The organism is Actinocorallia populi (genome assembly GCF_002995495.1).
Lineage (GTDB): Bacteria > Actinomycetota > Actinomycetes > Streptosporangiales > Streptosporangiaceae > Actinocorallia > Actinocorallia populi.
Genome location: NZ_PVZV01000004.1, coordinates 127,230 through 142,542 on the forward strand (window position 1 = coordinate 127,230; position 15,313 = coordinate 142,542).

General features: G+C 73.0%; 16 protein-coding genes and 1 riboswitch. Of the genes, 5 read left to right on the plus strand and 11 right to left on the minus strand.

Annotated elements, in window-relative coordinates; translation table 11 throughout:
- Positions 1–11: 11 nt before the first annotated feature.
- Entirely contained in the window at positions 12–446 is a 435-nt protein-coding gene (locus C2865_RS17245) for a VOC family protein (RefSeq protein WP_106399516.1), read from the minus strand.
- 112 nt (positions 447–558) lie between these two features.
- Between C2865_RS17245 and C2865_RS17250 the strand changes: the two genes are divergently transcribed.
- The gene (locus C2865_RS17250; RefSeq protein ID WP_198653399.1) at positions 559–1,104 is read left to right on the plus strand and encodes a CGNR zinc finger domain-containing protein; all 546 of its coding nucleotides are present in this window, start codon (positions 559–561) and stop codon (positions 1,102–1,104) included.
- Positions 1,105–1,106: 2 nt separating this feature from the next.
- Here the strand turns inward: C2865_RS17250 and C2865_RS17255 are convergent, their stop codons facing one another.
- Positions 1,107–1,430 (minus strand): DMT family transporter, encoded by a 324-nt coding sequence (locus C2865_RS17255; RefSeq protein ID WP_106399518.1) that lies wholly within the window; start codon positions 1,428–1,430, stop codon positions 1,107–1,109.
- 19 nt (positions 1,431–1,449) lie between these two features.
- A riboswitch (guanidine-III (ykkC-III) riboswitch) is annotated at positions 1,450–1,515 on the minus strand.
- A gap of 136 nt (positions 1,516–1,651) precedes the next feature.
- Between C2865_RS17255 and C2865_RS17260 the strand changes: the two genes are divergently transcribed.
- A complete protein-coding gene (locus C2865_RS17260; protein ID WP_106399519.1) occupies positions 1,652–2,122 on the plus strand; it encodes a TspO/MBR family protein in 471 nt (156 codons plus the stop codon).
- A gap of 36 nt (positions 2,123–2,158) precedes the next feature.
- Here C2865_RS17260 and C2865_RS17265 read toward each other — a convergent pair whose 3' ends face one another.
- Positions 2,159–2,698 (minus strand): Pvc16 family protein, encoded by a 540-nt coding sequence (locus tag C2865_RS17265; protein WP_232835716.1) that lies wholly within the window; start codon positions 2,696–2,698, stop codon positions 2,159–2,161.
- A 171-nt stretch (positions 2,699–2,869) separates the two neighbouring features.
- The gene (locus tag C2865_RS17270) at positions 2,870–4,201 is read right to left on the minus strand and encodes an MBL fold metallo-hydrolase (RefSeq protein ID WP_232835664.1); all 1,332 of its coding nucleotides are present in this window, start codon (positions 4,199–4,201) and stop codon (positions 2,870–2,872) included.
- Positions 4,202–4,377: 176 nt separating this feature from the next.
- On the opposite strand from C2865_RS17270, the gene C2865_RS17275 reads away from it, so the two are divergent.
- From C2865_RS17275 to C2865_RS17285, 3 genes are all read left to right on the plus strand, one after another.
- Positions 4,378–4,953, plus strand: a complete 576-nt coding sequence (locus tag C2865_RS17275; protein WP_157963770.1) for a hypothetical protein — start codon at positions 4,378–4,380, stop codon at positions 4,951–4,953.
- A gap of 97 nt (positions 4,954–5,050) precedes the next feature.
- Complete coding sequence (locus C2865_RS17280) at positions 5,051–5,575, plus strand: copper chaperone PCu(A)C (protein ID WP_106399523.1); 525 nt, start codon at positions 5,051–5,053, stop codon at positions 5,573–5,575.
- Between the two features lie 14 nt (positions 5,576–5,589).
- Positions 5,590–6,765, plus strand: a complete 1,176-nt coding sequence (locus C2865_RS17285) for a Dyp-type peroxidase (protein WP_232835665.1) — start codon at positions 5,590–5,592, stop codon at positions 6,763–6,765.
- A gap of 127 nt (positions 6,766–6,892) precedes the next feature.
- On the opposite strand, the gene C2865_RS17290 is transcribed toward C2865_RS17285, so the two are convergent.
- The 7 genes from C2865_RS17290 to C2865_RS17320 all read right to left on the minus strand — a co-directional run bounded on the left by C2865_RS17290 (position 6,893) and on the right by C2865_RS17320 (position 15,195).
- On the minus strand, positions 6,893–7,579 hold the full coding sequence (locus tag C2865_RS17290; RefSeq protein WP_106399525.1) for an N-acetylmannosamine-6-phosphate 2-epimerase: 687 nt from the start codon (positions 7,577–7,579) through the stop codon (positions 6,893–6,895).
- Positions 7,566–8,531 (minus strand): ROK family protein, encoded by a 966-nt coding sequence (locus C2865_RS17295; RefSeq protein ID WP_106399526.1) that lies wholly within the window; start codon positions 8,529–8,531, stop codon positions 7,566–7,568. Before C2865_RS17295 ends, C2865_RS17290 begins: the two co-directional genes overlap by 14 nt.
- Complete coding sequence (locus tag C2865_RS17300) at positions 8,531–9,469, minus strand: dihydrodipicolinate synthase family protein (RefSeq protein ID WP_106399527.1); 939 nt, start codon at positions 9,467–9,469, stop codon at positions 8,531–8,533. The genes C2865_RS17295 and C2865_RS17300 overlap by 1 nt, the downstream gene beginning before the upstream one ends.
- Complete coding sequence (locus tag C2865_RS17305) at positions 9,466–10,497, minus strand: oligopeptide/dipeptide ABC transporter ATP-binding protein (RefSeq protein WP_232835666.1); 1,032 nt, start codon at positions 10,495–10,497, stop codon at positions 9,466–9,468. The genes C2865_RS17300 and C2865_RS17305 overlap by 4 nt, the downstream gene beginning before the upstream one ends.
- Before the next feature lie 151 nt (positions 10,498–10,648).
- The gene (locus C2865_RS17310; RefSeq protein WP_106399528.1) at positions 10,649–12,622 is read right to left on the minus strand and encodes a dipeptide/oligopeptide/nickel ABC transporter permease/ATP-binding protein; all 1,974 of its coding nucleotides are present in this window, start codon (positions 12,620–12,622) and stop codon (positions 10,649–10,651) included.
- The gene (locus C2865_RS17315) at positions 12,622–13,578 is read right to left on the minus strand and encodes an ABC transporter permease (protein WP_106399529.1); all 957 of its coding nucleotides are present in this window, start codon (positions 13,576–13,578) and stop codon (positions 12,622–12,624) included. Before C2865_RS17315 ends, C2865_RS17310 begins: the two co-directional genes overlap by 1 nt.
- Positions 13,579–13,599: 21 nt before the next feature.
- Entirely contained in the window at positions 13,600–15,195 is a 1,596-nt protein-coding gene (locus tag C2865_RS17320) for an ABC transporter substrate-binding protein (RefSeq protein WP_106399530.1), read from the minus strand.
- Positions 15,196–15,313 lie beyond the last annotated feature (118 nt).

Consider the following 15,313-nt stretch of genomic DNA (forward strand, 5'->3'; position numbering starts at 1 on the left):
GGCGGGGCCGCCTAGAAGAAGCCGCAGGTGGGAGCGCCTGCGACGGGGGCGGTGGCGGACTCGGCGCCGGACGGGGCGTAGATCTCCAGGCGGATGCCGTCGGGGTCGGTGAAGAAGATGCCGCCGGAGGCGGCCCCCTCGCCGTGGGGAACGATGCCGTCGTAGGTGAACCGGGTGCCCATGGCGCGCAGGACGTCCTCGGCCGCGCGGACCTCGTCGATCGTGTCGACCTGGAACGACAGGTGGTGCAGGCCCGCGACGTCCGTGCGGGCGGCGGTCTCGGTCTGGCGCCACAGGGCGACGGCCAGCCTCCCGTCCTTGCCCAGGAGGGCGTGGCCCTCGTCGCGTCCGGCGACCTCGAAGCCGAAGGCGCGCGTGTAGAAGGCGATCGAACGGTCGAGGTCGGTGACGTTCAGCCCGACGTGACCGGTCTGCAGGGTGCTCATGGGGGTGCCCTTCCTCCGGCGGAGACGATCTCTAACCGGTGAAAGTGACTTTAAGGGTTAGGTCATCGATCGTCAACCGGTCCAGCGGGCATGAGTGGTTAGCATGGGTGCCATGGACCCCCGACCGCTGACCGGTGAGCCGATCTCCGTCGAACTGCTGAACACCCGGTGGATCCAGGACGGGCGGTGGCAGGACCTGCTCACCTCGCCCGACGGCCTGGCGATCTGGCTCGCCTCGCCCACGGTCGTCTCGGAGCTGGGGGAACACCCCGTCCACGCCGACGAGCCGACGCTCGCCGCGCTGCTGCGGGCGCGGGACGGCCTGGCGGCGCTCCTGGCCGACCCCGCGGACACGGCGGCGGCCGACGCCGTGCTCGCCCGCGGGGTGCTCCGCCTCGCCGCCTCACCGCAGGGCGTCGTCGAACGCCTCGAACTGGACGATCTCGCCTACTACCCGGCCTGGACGGCGGTGCGGAGCCACCTCCGCCTGATCGGCGACCGCCCCGACAGGTTCCGCAAGTGCGCGAACGAGGCATGCGTCCTGCACTTCTTCGACATCTCGAAGAACGGCACGCGCCGCTGGTGCTCCATGACGGGCTGCGGCAACCGGGCCAAGGCCTCCCGCCACTACGCCCGCACCCGCTCCGGGCGGGACTGAGGTCAGTGGCCTCCGCCGGCCAGGTTGAGGCCCACCACCCCGGCGAGGATCAGGAGGATCGAGGCGATCTTGAGGGGCGAGGCGTTCTCGCCCAGGACCAGGACGCCCAGGGCGGCGGTGCCGACGGCGCCGATGCCCGTCCAGACGGCGTAGGCGGTCCCCACCTCGAGGTGCTTGAGGCCCAGGGACAACAACCCGAAGCTGAGCACCGCGAAGACGGCGAAGGAGACGCTCGGGGCGAGGACCGAGAAGCCCTTGCTGAGCTTCAGCGAGTAGGCCATGGCGACCTCGAACAGACCTGCGGTGATGACCATCAACCAAGCCATGACGGCTCCTCCTTGCGGAAAAGCGTCGTCTTTGCAGGCCGGGTACGGCGCGTCTCGTCCGGACGGACCCCTCCTGGGTCCATACCGCCCTCAACGAACGGGACATCCCCCGGATTCCCGGACCGTCCGGAGAGGCCGGGGGGGCTGGAGGGAGCGGAGGCCGCCGCCCTCCCCGACCAGGTCACAGGTTTCCGGAATGTCCGCCGGGTAGGAGAGGAGATATGACGACGACGAAAGCGAACACCCTGCTCAAGACGTCGATGGCGGTCGGGGTCGCGGCCGGGGCGGGCGGCCTGGTCACCGACGCGAAGTCCGACTGGTACCGCGAACTCGACAAGCCGTCCTGGCAGCCGCCGCCCCAGGCGTTCGGCATCGTGTGGCCCGCGCTCTACGGCCTGATCGCCTACTCGGCCGGGCGGGCCATGGACCGCGCCCCCGCCGGCGAACGGCGGGGCGTGGCGCAGATGCTCGGCGTCAACCTGGCGCTCAACACGGGCTGGTCGGCACTGTTCTTCGCGGCCAAGAAGCCGCGTGTCGCGCTGGGCGAGATCGTGGCGCTCAACGTCTCCAACGCCCTGCTGGTGAGCAAGGCCTGGCGGGCCGACCGCACCGCGGGGATGCTCCTGCTGCCGTACGCGGCCTGGACGGCCTTCGCGACCGTCCTCAACAGCGCGATCGTCCGCCGGAACTGAGCGGGCGTCCGGCCTCCCGGCCGCCCGCCCGGGACGTCACCGGGCCGCCTCCAGGAGCGTGGCGCGCGGTTTGAGCAGGACCTCCATCTCCTCCTGGCCGGGCGGGTGGGCCAGCGCCATGTCCGCCTCGTAGTACAGGGCCAGCTGCATGGGGCGGCCGTGCGCCGACCACAGGGCGGTGCGGTCGGACAGCGGCAGGTCCAGCAGCCGGACGGTGAGCCTGCGCAGGCGCGCGGCCAGGCAGGCGCCCAGGTCGTCGGGGCTGAGGGAGGGCACCGAGTGGAAGATCTGCGCGACCCTGCCCAGCCGGGCCTGCAGCTCCAGCGGCTGGAAGCCGGGGCCGGTGACCACGTAGGTCAGGCGCAGCCCGAGCGGCGGGCGCTGGAGCCGGCCGGGCGGCCCGGAGAGCGGGGCGTTGCGCAGGTAGGGGTGCTCGGTGATGCCGCACAGGCACAGGTGGATCTGGTGCGGGGTCAGCGCGGCGCCGGCGTCCAGGGAGCTGATCGCCACCCAGTCGGGGTCGCCGCCGCGGACCCGCAGGAGCTCGGCCAGCGCCGAGGTGACCTCGTCGATCATGACGGCCACCGGGATCTCCGTTCGCCCATCGGGCGCCCCTCTCTCTCGCCGCGTGCCGGGCCCGGGCCGGAGCGAGGGTCGTCACGCTGTGTACCGTTCTCTTAGCGCAATGTAACACTCGGTGGGCCGGTGGTGGCAAGAGGTGGCGAACCGGACGAAATACGGGAAGCCTCAGCCCGCCGCCTCCTCGCCGTTCCGGACGGCGCCGGCGTAGTCGTCGTCGATCACCACGACCCGCCGGCCCGCGGCGGTCAGGAAGGATCCGGCGATGGCCGAGCGGTAGCCCGAGGCGCAGTGCACCCAGACCTCGCCCTCGGGCACCTCCTCCACCCGGGAGAGCAGCTCGTGCAGCGGGATGTGGACCGCCCCCGGCAGGTGCGACCGCTCCCACTCGTCGTTCCGGCGGACGTCCAGGACGACGACCGGGCGGTGGTGGCGCACCGCCGCGAGCTCGTCGAAGGTCGCGAGCCCGAACCCGCTCAGGGGCGCGCCGCCCGTCCAGCCGGACGGGTCGCCGGTGGCGGCCGCGGCGGGGCGCTCGATGCCGATCCGGACGAGTTCGCGCTGGGCCTCGGCGATCTCGTCGGGGGTCTCGGCGAGCAGGCTCACCGGGGTGCCCCACGGGATCAGCCACCCCAGGTAGGTGGCGAAGGAGCCGTCCAGGCCGAAGTTGAACGCCCCGCCCAGGTGGCCGGCCGCGAACGCCTTGCGGGAGCGCAGGTCGACGACCCACTCCCCGGCCTCGACGCGGCGCCGCAGCTCGGCGGCGTCCGCGCGGCGCGCCTCCGACAGGTCGGGGGCGCCGGGGCCCTCGAGGTTGCGGGGGGTCATGTGGGCGTAGTAGGCGGGGTAGGCGTCGAGGCCGGCCAGCAGGGTCTCCACGTACTCCCGCTCGTCCTGGGTGAGCACCGGGTTGATCCGCCGCTCCCGCCCGATCGTGGACAGGGGGGCGTCGGACTGGGTGGCGGAGCAGAAGCTGCCGAACCCGTGCGTCGGGTAGACCTCGGTGCCGTCGGGCAGTTCGGCGGCCAGGCGCCGCGCCGTCCGGTGCTGGGCGCGCGCCAGGGCGTCGGTGTGGTCGGGGCCGAGCAGGTCGGGGCGGCCCGTCGAGCCGTAGAGCAGGGAGCCCCCGGTGAACACCGCGACCGTCTCGCCCTCGGACTCCAGCACGTAGGACAGGTGCGTGTGGGTGTGCCCGGGGGTGGCCATGGCGCGGACGCGCATCCGCGGGCCGACCTCGACGACGTCCCCGTCGCGGATGGGGGAGCGTTCGAAGCGCACCGGGTCGTCGGCGTTGACGTGGTAGGCGGCGCCGGTGGCGCGGGCCAGGGCCGGGCCGCCCGTCACGTAGTCGTTGTGGATGTGCGTCTCGAAGACGTGCGTGATGGTCACGCCCCGGGCGGGTTCCCTCATGCGGTCGATGTCGCGCTGCGGATCGACGACGAAGGCGGTCTCGCCGTCGGTGACCAGGTAGCTGCGGTCCCCCAGTGTCGGGGTCTCCATGGGAATGATCTTGATCATCGTGTATCGCCCCCTGTGTTCGAGATTAGGCGGAGTGCCGCCACTTATACCCCCCGGGGTATCTGATCTGTACGGTATGCCCTGTTCTGGAAGAGGGCAAACGGTCGTCCACGACCCGGCGGGTGAAGATCGCGGAAGCGTGGCAGGATGGCGTCGAGATGAACACCCGGCCCCCGCTCCGTCTGGCGCGCGCCTCGGTCTTCGCGGCCGTGTGCGTGCTGCTGACCTCTGCGGGGCACGCGACGGCCTCCGGGGAACCGCTGGGGCCCGGGAGCGTTCTGGCGGGGTTCGCCGGAGTGCTGGCCTTCGCGTTCGTCCTCGCCGGGCACGAACGCTCCCTTCCCGTGATCACCGGCGGGCTGCTGGGCGGGCAGTTCATGCTGCACACCCTGTTCACGGCCGCGGCCACCGGATTCGGCCACCACGGAAACCTCCAGCACCTCGTCGCCGAACCCGCCGGGGGCGGCACGGGCATGGCGGCCGCGCACCTGCTCGCCGCGTGCGGGTCGGGCTGGTGGCTGCGCCGGGGCGAGCGGGGCGCCTGGCGGCTGGCCCGGCAGGCGGCCAGGACACTGCTGCGGCCGCTCCTCCTTGTCCTCTCCCCGCCCGTCGAAGCGGTGCCGGCCGCCGCGGTGCCGCCGGACGTCGCCGTCCCGCGCTCCGTCGCGGTGCTGCGGCACGTGCTCGTCCTCCGGGGGCCGCCGAAGGGTTTCCAGGCGCTCGGCTCCGGCTGAACGCCACCGATGCCGACGGCCCGCGGGCCGTCCTTCACGCCCGCCTTCGCGCGGGTGCCAGGAAACCCTTTCGACAGAGCACTCACGGAGCATCCGCATGTCTTCTCGTCTCATCCCGCTGTTCGCCGCGCTCGCTTTCGGATCCGCCGCCCTCACCGGCTGCGGGTCGGACGGAACCTCCACCGAGAAGGCGGCCGCCGCACCCTCCGCCTCCGCGACCAGCGCCGCCGCCCCGCTGACCTTCGAGAACGCCTGGGTGAAGGCCGCGGAGAAGGGCATGACCGCCGCGTTCGGCACCCTCGTCAACACCACGGGCGCCGACGTCACCGTGGTCTCGGCCGCCACCCCCGCCTCGCCGATGGTCGAACTGCACGAGGTCGCCGGAACCGGCGGCCAGGCCCGCATGAAGGAGAAGGACGGCGGGTTCGTCGTCCCCGCCGGAGGCGAGCTGGAGCTCAAGCCCGGCGGCTACCACATCATGCTCATGGGCCTGAAGCAGAAGCTCGAGCCGGGCGGCGAGGTCACCCTCACGCTGACCCTGAAGGACGGCACGAAGACCGACGTCACCGCCGTGGTCAAGTCCTTCCAGGGCGGCAACGAGACCTACGCCCCGGGGCACTGATGGCCGGGCGGAACATGAGCCGGCGGGGCCTCCTCGCCGGCGGCGCGGTGGCGGCGGGCGGGCTCGCCGCCACCGGCGGCTACCTCACCGGCAGGGGCACGGCCGCCGGCGTGCCCGAGGCGAACGCGGCCGAGCAGCCGCGGACCGTCCCGTTCCACGGCGCCCACCAGGCGGGCGTCGTCACACCCCCGCAGACGTACGGCGTCTTCGTCGCCTTCGACCTGCGCCAGGGGACCACCCGGGAGTCGCTGGGGCGGCTGATGCGGCTGCTCACCGACGACGCCCGGCGGCTCGCGGAGGGACGGGCGGGGCTCGCCGACGCCCAGCCGGAACTCGCCGACCTCCCGGCCCGGCTGACCGTCACCTTCGGGTTCGGGCCCGGCATGTTCGAGAAGGTCGGCCTGGCGCACCAGCGCCCGCTCGCCGACCTGCCGGAGTTCGAGAACGACAGGCTGGAGGAGCGCTGGAGCGGCGGAGACCTCCTGGTCCAGCTGTGCGGGGAGGACGCCGTCACCCTCGCCCACGCGCTCCGGCTGATCGTCAAGGACGCGCGGGACTTCGCCACGGTCCGCTGGGTGCAGCGCGGCTTCCGGCGCAGCCCGCAGTCCCAGCCGCCCGGCGAGACCCAGCGCAACCTCATGGGCCAGCTCGACGGCACCGTCCAGCCCGACGACCCCGACAAGGCCGTCTGGATCCCCGGCCGTCCCGCCTGGCTGAAGGGCGGCACCCTCATGGTCCTCCGCCGCATCCGCATGGACCTCGAGAAGTGGGACGCCGCCGACGAGGCCGCCAAGGAGTTCTCCATCGGCCGCAAGCTCGCCGACGGAGCCCCCCTGACCGGCGGGAGGGAGACCGACGACCCCGACTTCGCCGCGAAGGACGTCGCGGGCTTCCCCGTCATCGACGACAACGCCCACATCCGCCTGGCCAGGGTGGAGGACCCCGCCCTCCGCATGCTCCGCCGCGCCTACAACTACGAGGAGGACATCACCGAGGACGGCGTCGTCGACTCCGGCCTCCTGTTCATCTCCTACCAGGCCGACCTGGCCCGCCAGTTCACCCCGGTCCAGCAGCGCCTGGCCGGGTCCGACCTCCTCAACGAGTGGATCACCACCACCGGCTCGGCGGTCTTCGCCCTGCCTCCCGGCTGCACCGAGACGGGCTGGATAGGCCAGACCCTCCTGTCCTGACCGCCCGTACCACGTGTCAGGCCTCCGACCCGTCCGGGTCGGGGGCCTGACACGTCCCCCGGGTCCCCCACCGCACGCCCGGCCCCGGCTCAGGCGGGCCGAGGCGGGCGAACCGGGCAGGGCGGCGTCAGCTCAGGGCGGCGGCGAAGGAGGCGGTGATCCAGGCGGGGTCGGTGATGGCGGTGCCGACGACGACGGAGGTGGCGCCCGCCTCCAGGGCGGCGGCGGCGTGGGCGGGGGAGTGGTAGCGGCCCTCGGCGATGAGGAGGACGTCCGGGAGGGCCTCGCGCAGGGCGCGGACCAGGGCGAGGTCGGGGCCGTCGGTCTTGGGGCGGGCCGGGGTGTAGCCCGCGAGGGTGGTGGCCACGATGTCGGCTCCGGCCTCGGCGGCGGCGAGGCCCTCGTCGAGGGTGGCGACGTCGGCCATGACCAGGCGGCCCAGGTCGTGGACGGCCCGGACGGAGTCGGCGAAGGGCAGCCCGTCGGGGCGGGGGCGGTCGGTCGCGTCGATCGCGACGACGTCGGCGCCCGCCTCGACGACGGCACGGGCGGCCGCGACGGTCGGGGTGATGTAGACGCCCTCCGTGCCGTCCTTGGTGAGGCCGATGACGGGCACGTCCACCGCGGCCCGGATCGAGACGATGTCGGGGGTGCCGCCCACGCCGCCGCAGCGGATGGCCGCGGCCCCGCCCCTGACGGCGGCCTGCGCCATCCGGGTGAGCGCGGCGGTGTCCCGCAGCGGGTGCCCGTCCCACGCCTGGCAGGAGACGATCAGTCGGCCGCCGGCCAGCGCGGCGAATTCACTCGGCGTCATGGTGCTCTTCTCTCTCGCGTTCCTGTTTCGGAGGGGCCTGGAGGGCGGCCTTGGCCTGGAGGGCGGCGCCGATGAGGGGGGCGTCGGTGCCCAGGGCCGCGGGCAGGACGGGCAGGGCGCGCAGCGGGGGGAGGGCCTCGGCGTGGAGGGCCTCGGTGAGCGGGGCGCGGAACTGCGCGCCGATCTGGGCGGCGCCGCCGCCGATGACGAGGGCGTCGGGGTCCAGGACGGCGAGGAGGCCGGCGAGGGCACGGCCCAGGAGGGCGGCGGCCCCGTGGACGACCTCGCGGGCGGTGGGGTCGCCGGCGGAGAGGCGGGCGGCGATCTCGGGGAGGGGCAGGCGCTCGCCGGTGCGGGCCGCGTAGGCGGCGGCCATGGCGGGGCCGGAGGCCACGGCCTCCAGGTGGTCGTGACGGCCGCACCCGCAGGGGATCGCCCCGGTGGCGGGGACCAGCAGGTGGGCGGTCTCGCCCGCGGTGCCGTGGGCGCCGTACTCGAGGTGCCCGTCCCTGGTGAGCGCGCCGCCGACGCCCGTGCCGACCGAGACGTACATGACCCGGGAGAAGCCCGCTCCGGCGCCCGCCCGCGCCTCGCCGTAGGCCATGGCGCGGACGTCGTTGTCGACGGTGACCGGGACGCCGGTCAGCGCCTCCATCGTGGCGCGGACCTCCATCCCGGCCCAGCCGGGGAGCACGTCGGTGGCCGAGACCACGCGCCCCTCGGCGCGGTCGACGACCCCGGGCGAACCCACCCCGGCGGCCGCGACCGTCCCGCCGCCGAGCCCGGAGCGCAGTTCGGCGACGAGGCGCGCGGCCGCGACGGGCACCGCCGCGCCGCCCTCGGCGGGGGTCGGCGTGCGGCCCTGCCGCACGATCCGTCCCTCCGCCGAGACCAGCGCGGCGGCGATCTTCGTCCCGCCGATGTCGACCCCGGCGTAGAACGTTCCAGACATCACAGCAGGCCGGCGCCGCTCAGGCAGGTGCGGACGTGGTCGGTCTCGGCCTCGTTCAGGGGGATCTGCGGCGGGGCGGCGAGGGGGGAGGCGATGACGCCGCGCAGGTGCAGGGCGGTCTTGAAGGCGCCCAGGGCCGAGGACCCGCGGCCCATGCGGTCGGCGGGGGCGGCGTTGACCAGGTCGAAGAGGCGCAGCAGGCGCTCCTGCTCCTCGCGGGCGTCGTCCCACTTGCCGGCCGCGGCGAGCTGGGCGAGGCGGGCGTACCCGGCGGGGTCGACGTTGCCGAGGCCGGGGACGACGCCGTCGACGCCCATGCGGTAGGCGGAGTCGACGGTCAGCTCGGAGCCGGTGAAGACGCGGAACCGCGACAGGCCCGCGTCGTTGCGGGCGACCAGCAGGCAGCGCAGCCCGTTGTCGTCACCGGTGGAGTCCTTCAGGCCGGCCAGCACGCCCTCGGCGCCCAGGCGCAGCAGCATCGAGGCGTCCAGCCGGGAGTGCACCGAGACCGGCACGTCGTAGGCGTAGAGGGGCAGCGAGGTCGCCGCGGCGATCCGCCGGAAGTGGTCCTCGATCTCCACCGGGTGGGTGCGCGTGTAGAACGGCGCGGTGGCGACGAGCGCGTCCACGCCGGCCTCGGCGGCGGTCTTGGCGTGCTCGATCACCCGCAGGGTCGTCATGTCGATGATCCCGGCGATCACCGGTACCCGGCCGGCGGCGCGCCGCACGACGGTCTCCAGGGCCGTGCGCCGCTGCGCGTCGGGCAGGAACGCGACCTCGCTGGTGGAGCCGAGGGCGAACAGGCCGTCCACACCGTTGTCGACGAGGAAGTCCACGAGCCGCTCCAGCGACGGCACGTCCACTTCGAAGTCGGCGGTCAGCGGGGTGCAGACGGGCGGGATGACACCGCTGAGGGCGGTGGCGGCGACGGTGGTCACGGGGTCTCCTGGGTGAGGGCGGCGGCGAGGTCGGCCTCGCCGGTCACGGGGTGGTGGCACCGGTAGCGGTGCGCGGGAAGGTCGCCGGAGGCGTAGGCGGGCATGGCGTCCGCGCACGTCTCGTCGGCCCGCCAGCAGCGGGTGCGGAAGGGGCAGCCGCTCGGCGGGGTCACCGCGGACGGCACGGGGCCGGTCAGCGGGATGGGGTCGATCGGGTCGAGCAGGCTCGGCGTGGCCGAGAACAGCGCCCGGGTGTAGGGGTGGCGGGTGGCGTCGGGGACCGCGACGGCGGGCGCCTCCTCGACGATCCGCCCGAGGTACATCGTCACGACGCGGTCGGACATGCGGCGGACCGTCTGGATGTCGTGGGACACGAACACCATCGACAGCTCCAGCCGCTCCTTCAGGTCGAGCAGCAGGTTGAGGATCTGGGCCCGGACGGAGACGTCCAGCGCCGAGGTCGGCTCGTCGGCGACGAGCAGCTGCGGCTCCATGGCCAGCGCCCGCCCGATCGCCACGCGCTGGCGCTGGCCGCCGGACAGCTGGCCCGGCAATGCGTCGGCCAGCACGGGCGGCAGCCCGACCAGCGACATCAGCTCCCGCACGCGTTCGTCGCGCTGCGCCGGCGTGCCCTTGCGGTGCACGTCCAGCGGGTCGCGCAGGATCGTCCGGATCGGCAGCCGCCGGTTCAGCGCGGTCGACGGGTCCTGGAAGACCATCCCGACGGACGCGCCGAGCACCCGCCGCCGCTCCCGCTCCGGCAGCTCGGTCACGGGCGTCCCGCGGTACAGCACCGTCCCCAGGGTCGGCTTCTGCAGCCCGACCAGCACCTTGGCCAGCGTGGACTTGCCGCAGCCGGACTCTCCGACGATCCCGACGGTCTCCCCGCGCGCGATGGCGAGGTCGACCCCGGTCATCGCGTGGACCCGCGCCTTGCTGAACAGACCGCCGCCCCGCGTCGGATGCTGGACGTGCACGTCACGCAGCTCCATCACGGCTGCGTCCTGCGCGTCCGGAGCCGCTTTCACGCTCGCCGCCTCTTTCATGAAGGACCTCCCGCAAGGGTCTCGGCCGGGGTGTTGCGCACGCCCGCCGCGGCGGGCCGGCCCGGCCGCCGGGCGGGCGCGGTCGCGTCCCGTCCGGCGGAGGGCCGTGTCACGGAGGTGTCCGGTGTGGGTCTCACGACGGGTCTCCCGCGAGGGTCTTGGCCGGTCCGGCCGTGGCGGCGGGGGTGCCGCCGATGGGGTGGTGGCAGGCGAAGGCGTGGGCGGAGCGGTCGCCGGCCAGCTCCGGATGGGTGGTGGCGCACAGGTCGGTGGCGGCGGCGCAGCGGTCGGCGAAGCGGCAGCCCTTGGGGAAGGCGGCCGGGGACGGCACGACGCCGCGGATCTGGGCGAGCCGGGTGTCGGCGGCCTCCAGGGAGAGGACCGAGTCGAGCAGGCCCCGCGCGTAGTGGTGGCGGGGGGCGCCGACGACCTGCGGGGTGGCGCCGCACTCGGCGATCTGGCCGCCGTACATCACCACGACGCGGTCGGTGACGTCGGAGACCAGCGCCAGGTCGTGGGAGACCAGGATGAGGGCGAAGCCCAGCTCCTCGCGCAGGCGCAGCAGCAGCCGCATGACCTGGGCCTGGACGGTGACGTCGAGCGCGGTGGTCGGCTCGTCGGCGACGATCAGGCGCGGGTCGCGGGACAGGGCCAGGGCGATGAGGACGCGCTGGCGCTGGCCGCCGGACAGCTCGTGCGGGTAGCTCCTGAGGGTGCGCGCCGGGTCGAGGCCGACGAGCTCCAGCAGTTCCTCGGGGGTGCGGGTGCCGCCGCGCCGGTGCACCTGCTTGAGCTGGGACCTGATGGTCATCGCCGGGTTCAGCGAGGACAGCGCGTCCTGGTAGATCATGGCCATGTCGTGGCCGAGCAGCTTGCGCCGTTCGCCCGCGGGCAGGGTCAGCAGGTCGCGCCCGTCGAAGAGGATCCGCCCGCCGACGCGGGCGCCCTTCGGCTCCAGGCCCATGATCGCGAGGCTGGTGAGGCTCTTGCCGCAGCCGGACTCGCCGACCAGCCCGAGCACCTCGCCGGGCCGCACCTCGAAGCTGATCCGGTCGACGATGTCGACGCCGTCGTGCCGCTCGGCGAAGCCGATGGCCAGGTCGCGCACCTGCAGCAGCGGCTCGCCTTCGGGCAGCGGACGTGCCCGTTCGGCCAGCCGCTCACCGGCCCGGCGCAGCCCCTCGCTCAGCACGGCCGGGGCGGGCGCCGCGGCGGCGTCCGGGGACTCCAGCGGGTCGGTGGCCTTGCGCAGCGCGGCCGGGTTGGCCCGCGCGGCCGGGGCGGCCCAGGCGTCGGAGACGCCCTCGGACAGGACGTTCAGCGCCAGCACCGTGAACAGGATGAACACACCGGGGAAGAACGTCGCCCACCAGCCGCCGGACAGCACCAGCGCCTTGCCGTAGGCGATCACGCTGCCCCACGACGGGTCGGGGTCCTGCACGCCCGCGCCGATGAACGACAGGCTCGCCTCGAACACGATCGCGTTGGCGACCAGGACGGTGCAGTACACCAGGATCGGCGCCGCGCAGTTGATGACGACGTGCCTGCTCAGGATGTGGAAGCGCCCGGCGCCGATGACCCGCTCGGCGTTGACGTAGTCCTCGCCGTACTGCGAGAGCACGTTGGCGCGGATGACGCGGGTGATCTGCGGCACGAACAGGAACGCGATCGTGCAGATCAGGACGGGCAGGCTGTTGCCGAAGACGGTGACCATGACGGCGGCCAGCGCCACCATCGGGAACGCCATGATGACGTCGAGGCCGCGCATGATCACTTCGTCGACGGCCTTGCGGGAGGTCGCGGCCAGCGAGCCGAGGACCGCGCCGGCGACGAGCGCGAGCGCCGTCGCGCCCAGGCCGATCGCCAGCGACCAGCGGGTGCCGTGGGCGATCCGGGCGAAGACGTCGCGGCCGACCCGGTCGGTGCCGAACCAGTGCTCCGCCGACGGCGGCTGCTGCGGGGTGCCGGTGAGCAGCGGGTCGTGGGCGGCGATCAGCGGGGCGAGGAGGCCCATCATCGCCACGAGCAGGACGAAGCCCAGAGCGATCCGGGATGCCGTGGAGAGCTTGCGCAGGGTCCCTGCGAGCCCGGAGAGGACGGTACGCATCAGGAGGCACCCCTCAAACGCGGGTTGGCGAAGAGATAGAGGATGTCGACGACCAGGTTGACGATGACGAAGGCGAGGGCGATGTAGAGCACCACGCCCTGGACGAGGCCGGGGTCTCCGGCCGTCACGCCCTGCATGATGAGGGTGCCCAGGCCCGGCAGGCCGAAGATCGCCTCGATGACGACGGCGCCGCTGAGCATGTAGCCGATCTGCAGCCCCAGCACGGTCATCGGGGTGATCAGCGCGTTGCGCAGCACGTTGCGGCCGACGACGACCACGCGGGGCAGCCCGCTGCCGATCGCGGTGCGCACGTAGTCGCGGTCGAGTTCCTCGACCATCGAGGTGCGGATGATGCGGGTCAGCAGGGAGGCGACGGGCAGCCCCAGCGAGATCGCCGGGAGCGCCATGCTCTTCAGCCAGCCGGAGAAGGACTCCGACGGGTTGACGTAACCGCCGGTCGGCAGCAGCTCCCAGTTGAGGGAGAACTGCTGGATGAGCAGGATGCCCAGCCAGAAGGAGGGCATGGCCACGCCCGCCATCGACACCACGCGGATCACCTGGTCCGGCCACCGGTCCCGGAAGAGGGCGCCGGTGACGCCCAGGACGGTGGACAGGACCACGGCGAGCGTCACGCCCAGCAGGGTGAGCTGCAGGGTCAGCGGGAACGCGGTGGCGATGACTTCGGTGACCGGCCTGCTCGGCGGCGAGGTGACCCCGAGGTCGCCCTGGACGAGGTCGCCCAGGAACCTCACGTAGCGCACCAGCAGCGGGTCGTTCAGGCCGTTGGCCTCGGCGTACGCCTCGCGGGCCTCGGGGCTGGCCCCGTCGCCCAGCGCGTTGTACGCCGGGTCGTTCGGTGAGAAGCGCAGGACGACGAAGACGAACAGCGTGATCCCCAGCACCAGCGGCACCAGGGTCAGCAGACGTCGCGCCGTCATGCGGAGGATCGCGCTCATGGTCTACGTCGTCCTGTCGTTCTAGGCCCGGCCGACGTTCAGCAGCGACATGCCGGTCGTCGGCAGCGGCTTGAACCCCTTGAGGGCCTTGTCGTCCCACCCGGTGTTGAGCTTCCGGTGGAAGATCGGGTAGAGGGCGGCGTGCTCGGCGACCAGGTCGAACGCCTGGCGCCACAGCTCCTTGCGGGCGGCGGCGTCGGTCTCGCGGGCGGCGTCGTCCAGCAGCTCGACGACCTTCTTGCCCTCGGTGGTGCCGGCGCTGTAGTGCCGGGTGTTCGGCCAGGTGCCGACGTAGAACCAGCGCATGAGCAGGTCGGTGTCGTTGCCGAAGACCGACGGGTCGCCGGGGGCGGCCATGACCTGGTACTTGCCGGTGTCGACGAGGTTGGTGTACTGGCCGCCGGACTGGCCGATGTTCAGCGTGGTCTTCACGCCGATCGCGTCCCAGCTCTGCTTGATCAGCGGGGCGCAGTCCTTGACGAAGTCGGTGTCGGTGAGGACCAGGTCGATCGCGAGGTCCTTGACGCCGGCCTCGGCGAGCAGGGACTTGGCCTTCTCCGGGTCGTAGCCGTACACCGTCTTGGCCTGGACGTAGTCGGGGTGGCTCTTGGGCAGGTAGCCGGTGGCCGCCTCGGCGTTGCCCAGCAGGGCGGTCTCGATGAGCTTGCCGGTGTCCAGGCCGTAGTGCAGGGCCTGGCGGACGCGGACGTCGTCGAACGGCTCGGCCTTGAGGTTGAACATCAGGAACATCAGGCCGAAGCTCTGCACCGCCTCGACGGAGGCGTCGCGCTTGAGCTCCTCGACGTTCAGGTACGGCACGGCCTCGATGGCCTGGACGCGGCCGGACTGCAGCGCGGTCACGCGGGCCGACGGGTCGGTCAGCAGCTGCCAGTTCATCTTCTCGACCAGCGCCGGGCGGGGCCCGTTGTAGCCGTCGAACTTCTCGAAGGCGATGCCGTCGGTGGCCGAGGCGCTGACGTACTTGAACGGGCCGGAGCCGATGGGCAGCGCGTCGTACTTCTTCTGGTCGGCCTCGACGACGGCCTTCGGCACGACCTTCACGACCGCCAGGCGCTCGGCGAACATCGGGAAGGCGTACTTGAGCTTGAACTCGACGGTGGTGCCGTCGACCTTCTTCACCGAGTCGAGGAACGGCAGGAACTGGGAGAACAACGAGGCGTTCTTCGGCTCGAGGACCCGCTCGAAGCTGTAGACGACGTCCTCGGGGGTGACGGCGGAGCCGTCGTGGAACTTGGCGCCGTCGCGCAGGGCCACCCGGTAGGTGGTGGTGTCGACCTCCTCGGGCATCGCCTTGGCGAGCGCGGTGTAGGGCTCGCGGGTGGCCGGGTCGAGGTCGACCAGGGACTCCAGCGTGTGGAGGTTGGCCGCGGTGGCGACCGCGCTGGAGGCCGTCATCGGGTCGAAGCCCGTGGACAGCGCGTAGGCGAGCGCGACGTCGATGGAGTCCTTGGACCCGGACGACGAGTCGCTGCCGGTGGAGGAGGGTCCGCCGCAGGCCGAGAGCGAGGCCGCGATGGCGGCGCCGCCGGCGATCAGGCCGGAGTACCGCAGGAAGTCACGACGGCTGGCGCCGCTTCCGTTTTGTACCTCTGTCACATCTTCTCCCAGGCAATGAGGGGTTTTGCGGGGGATGAGCAATATATCCGCAAAGAACCAATGACGGATGTAGGACATCCAACGTCGAGCGTCCGGTGTAGGCTAAGCCTCGCTCTAG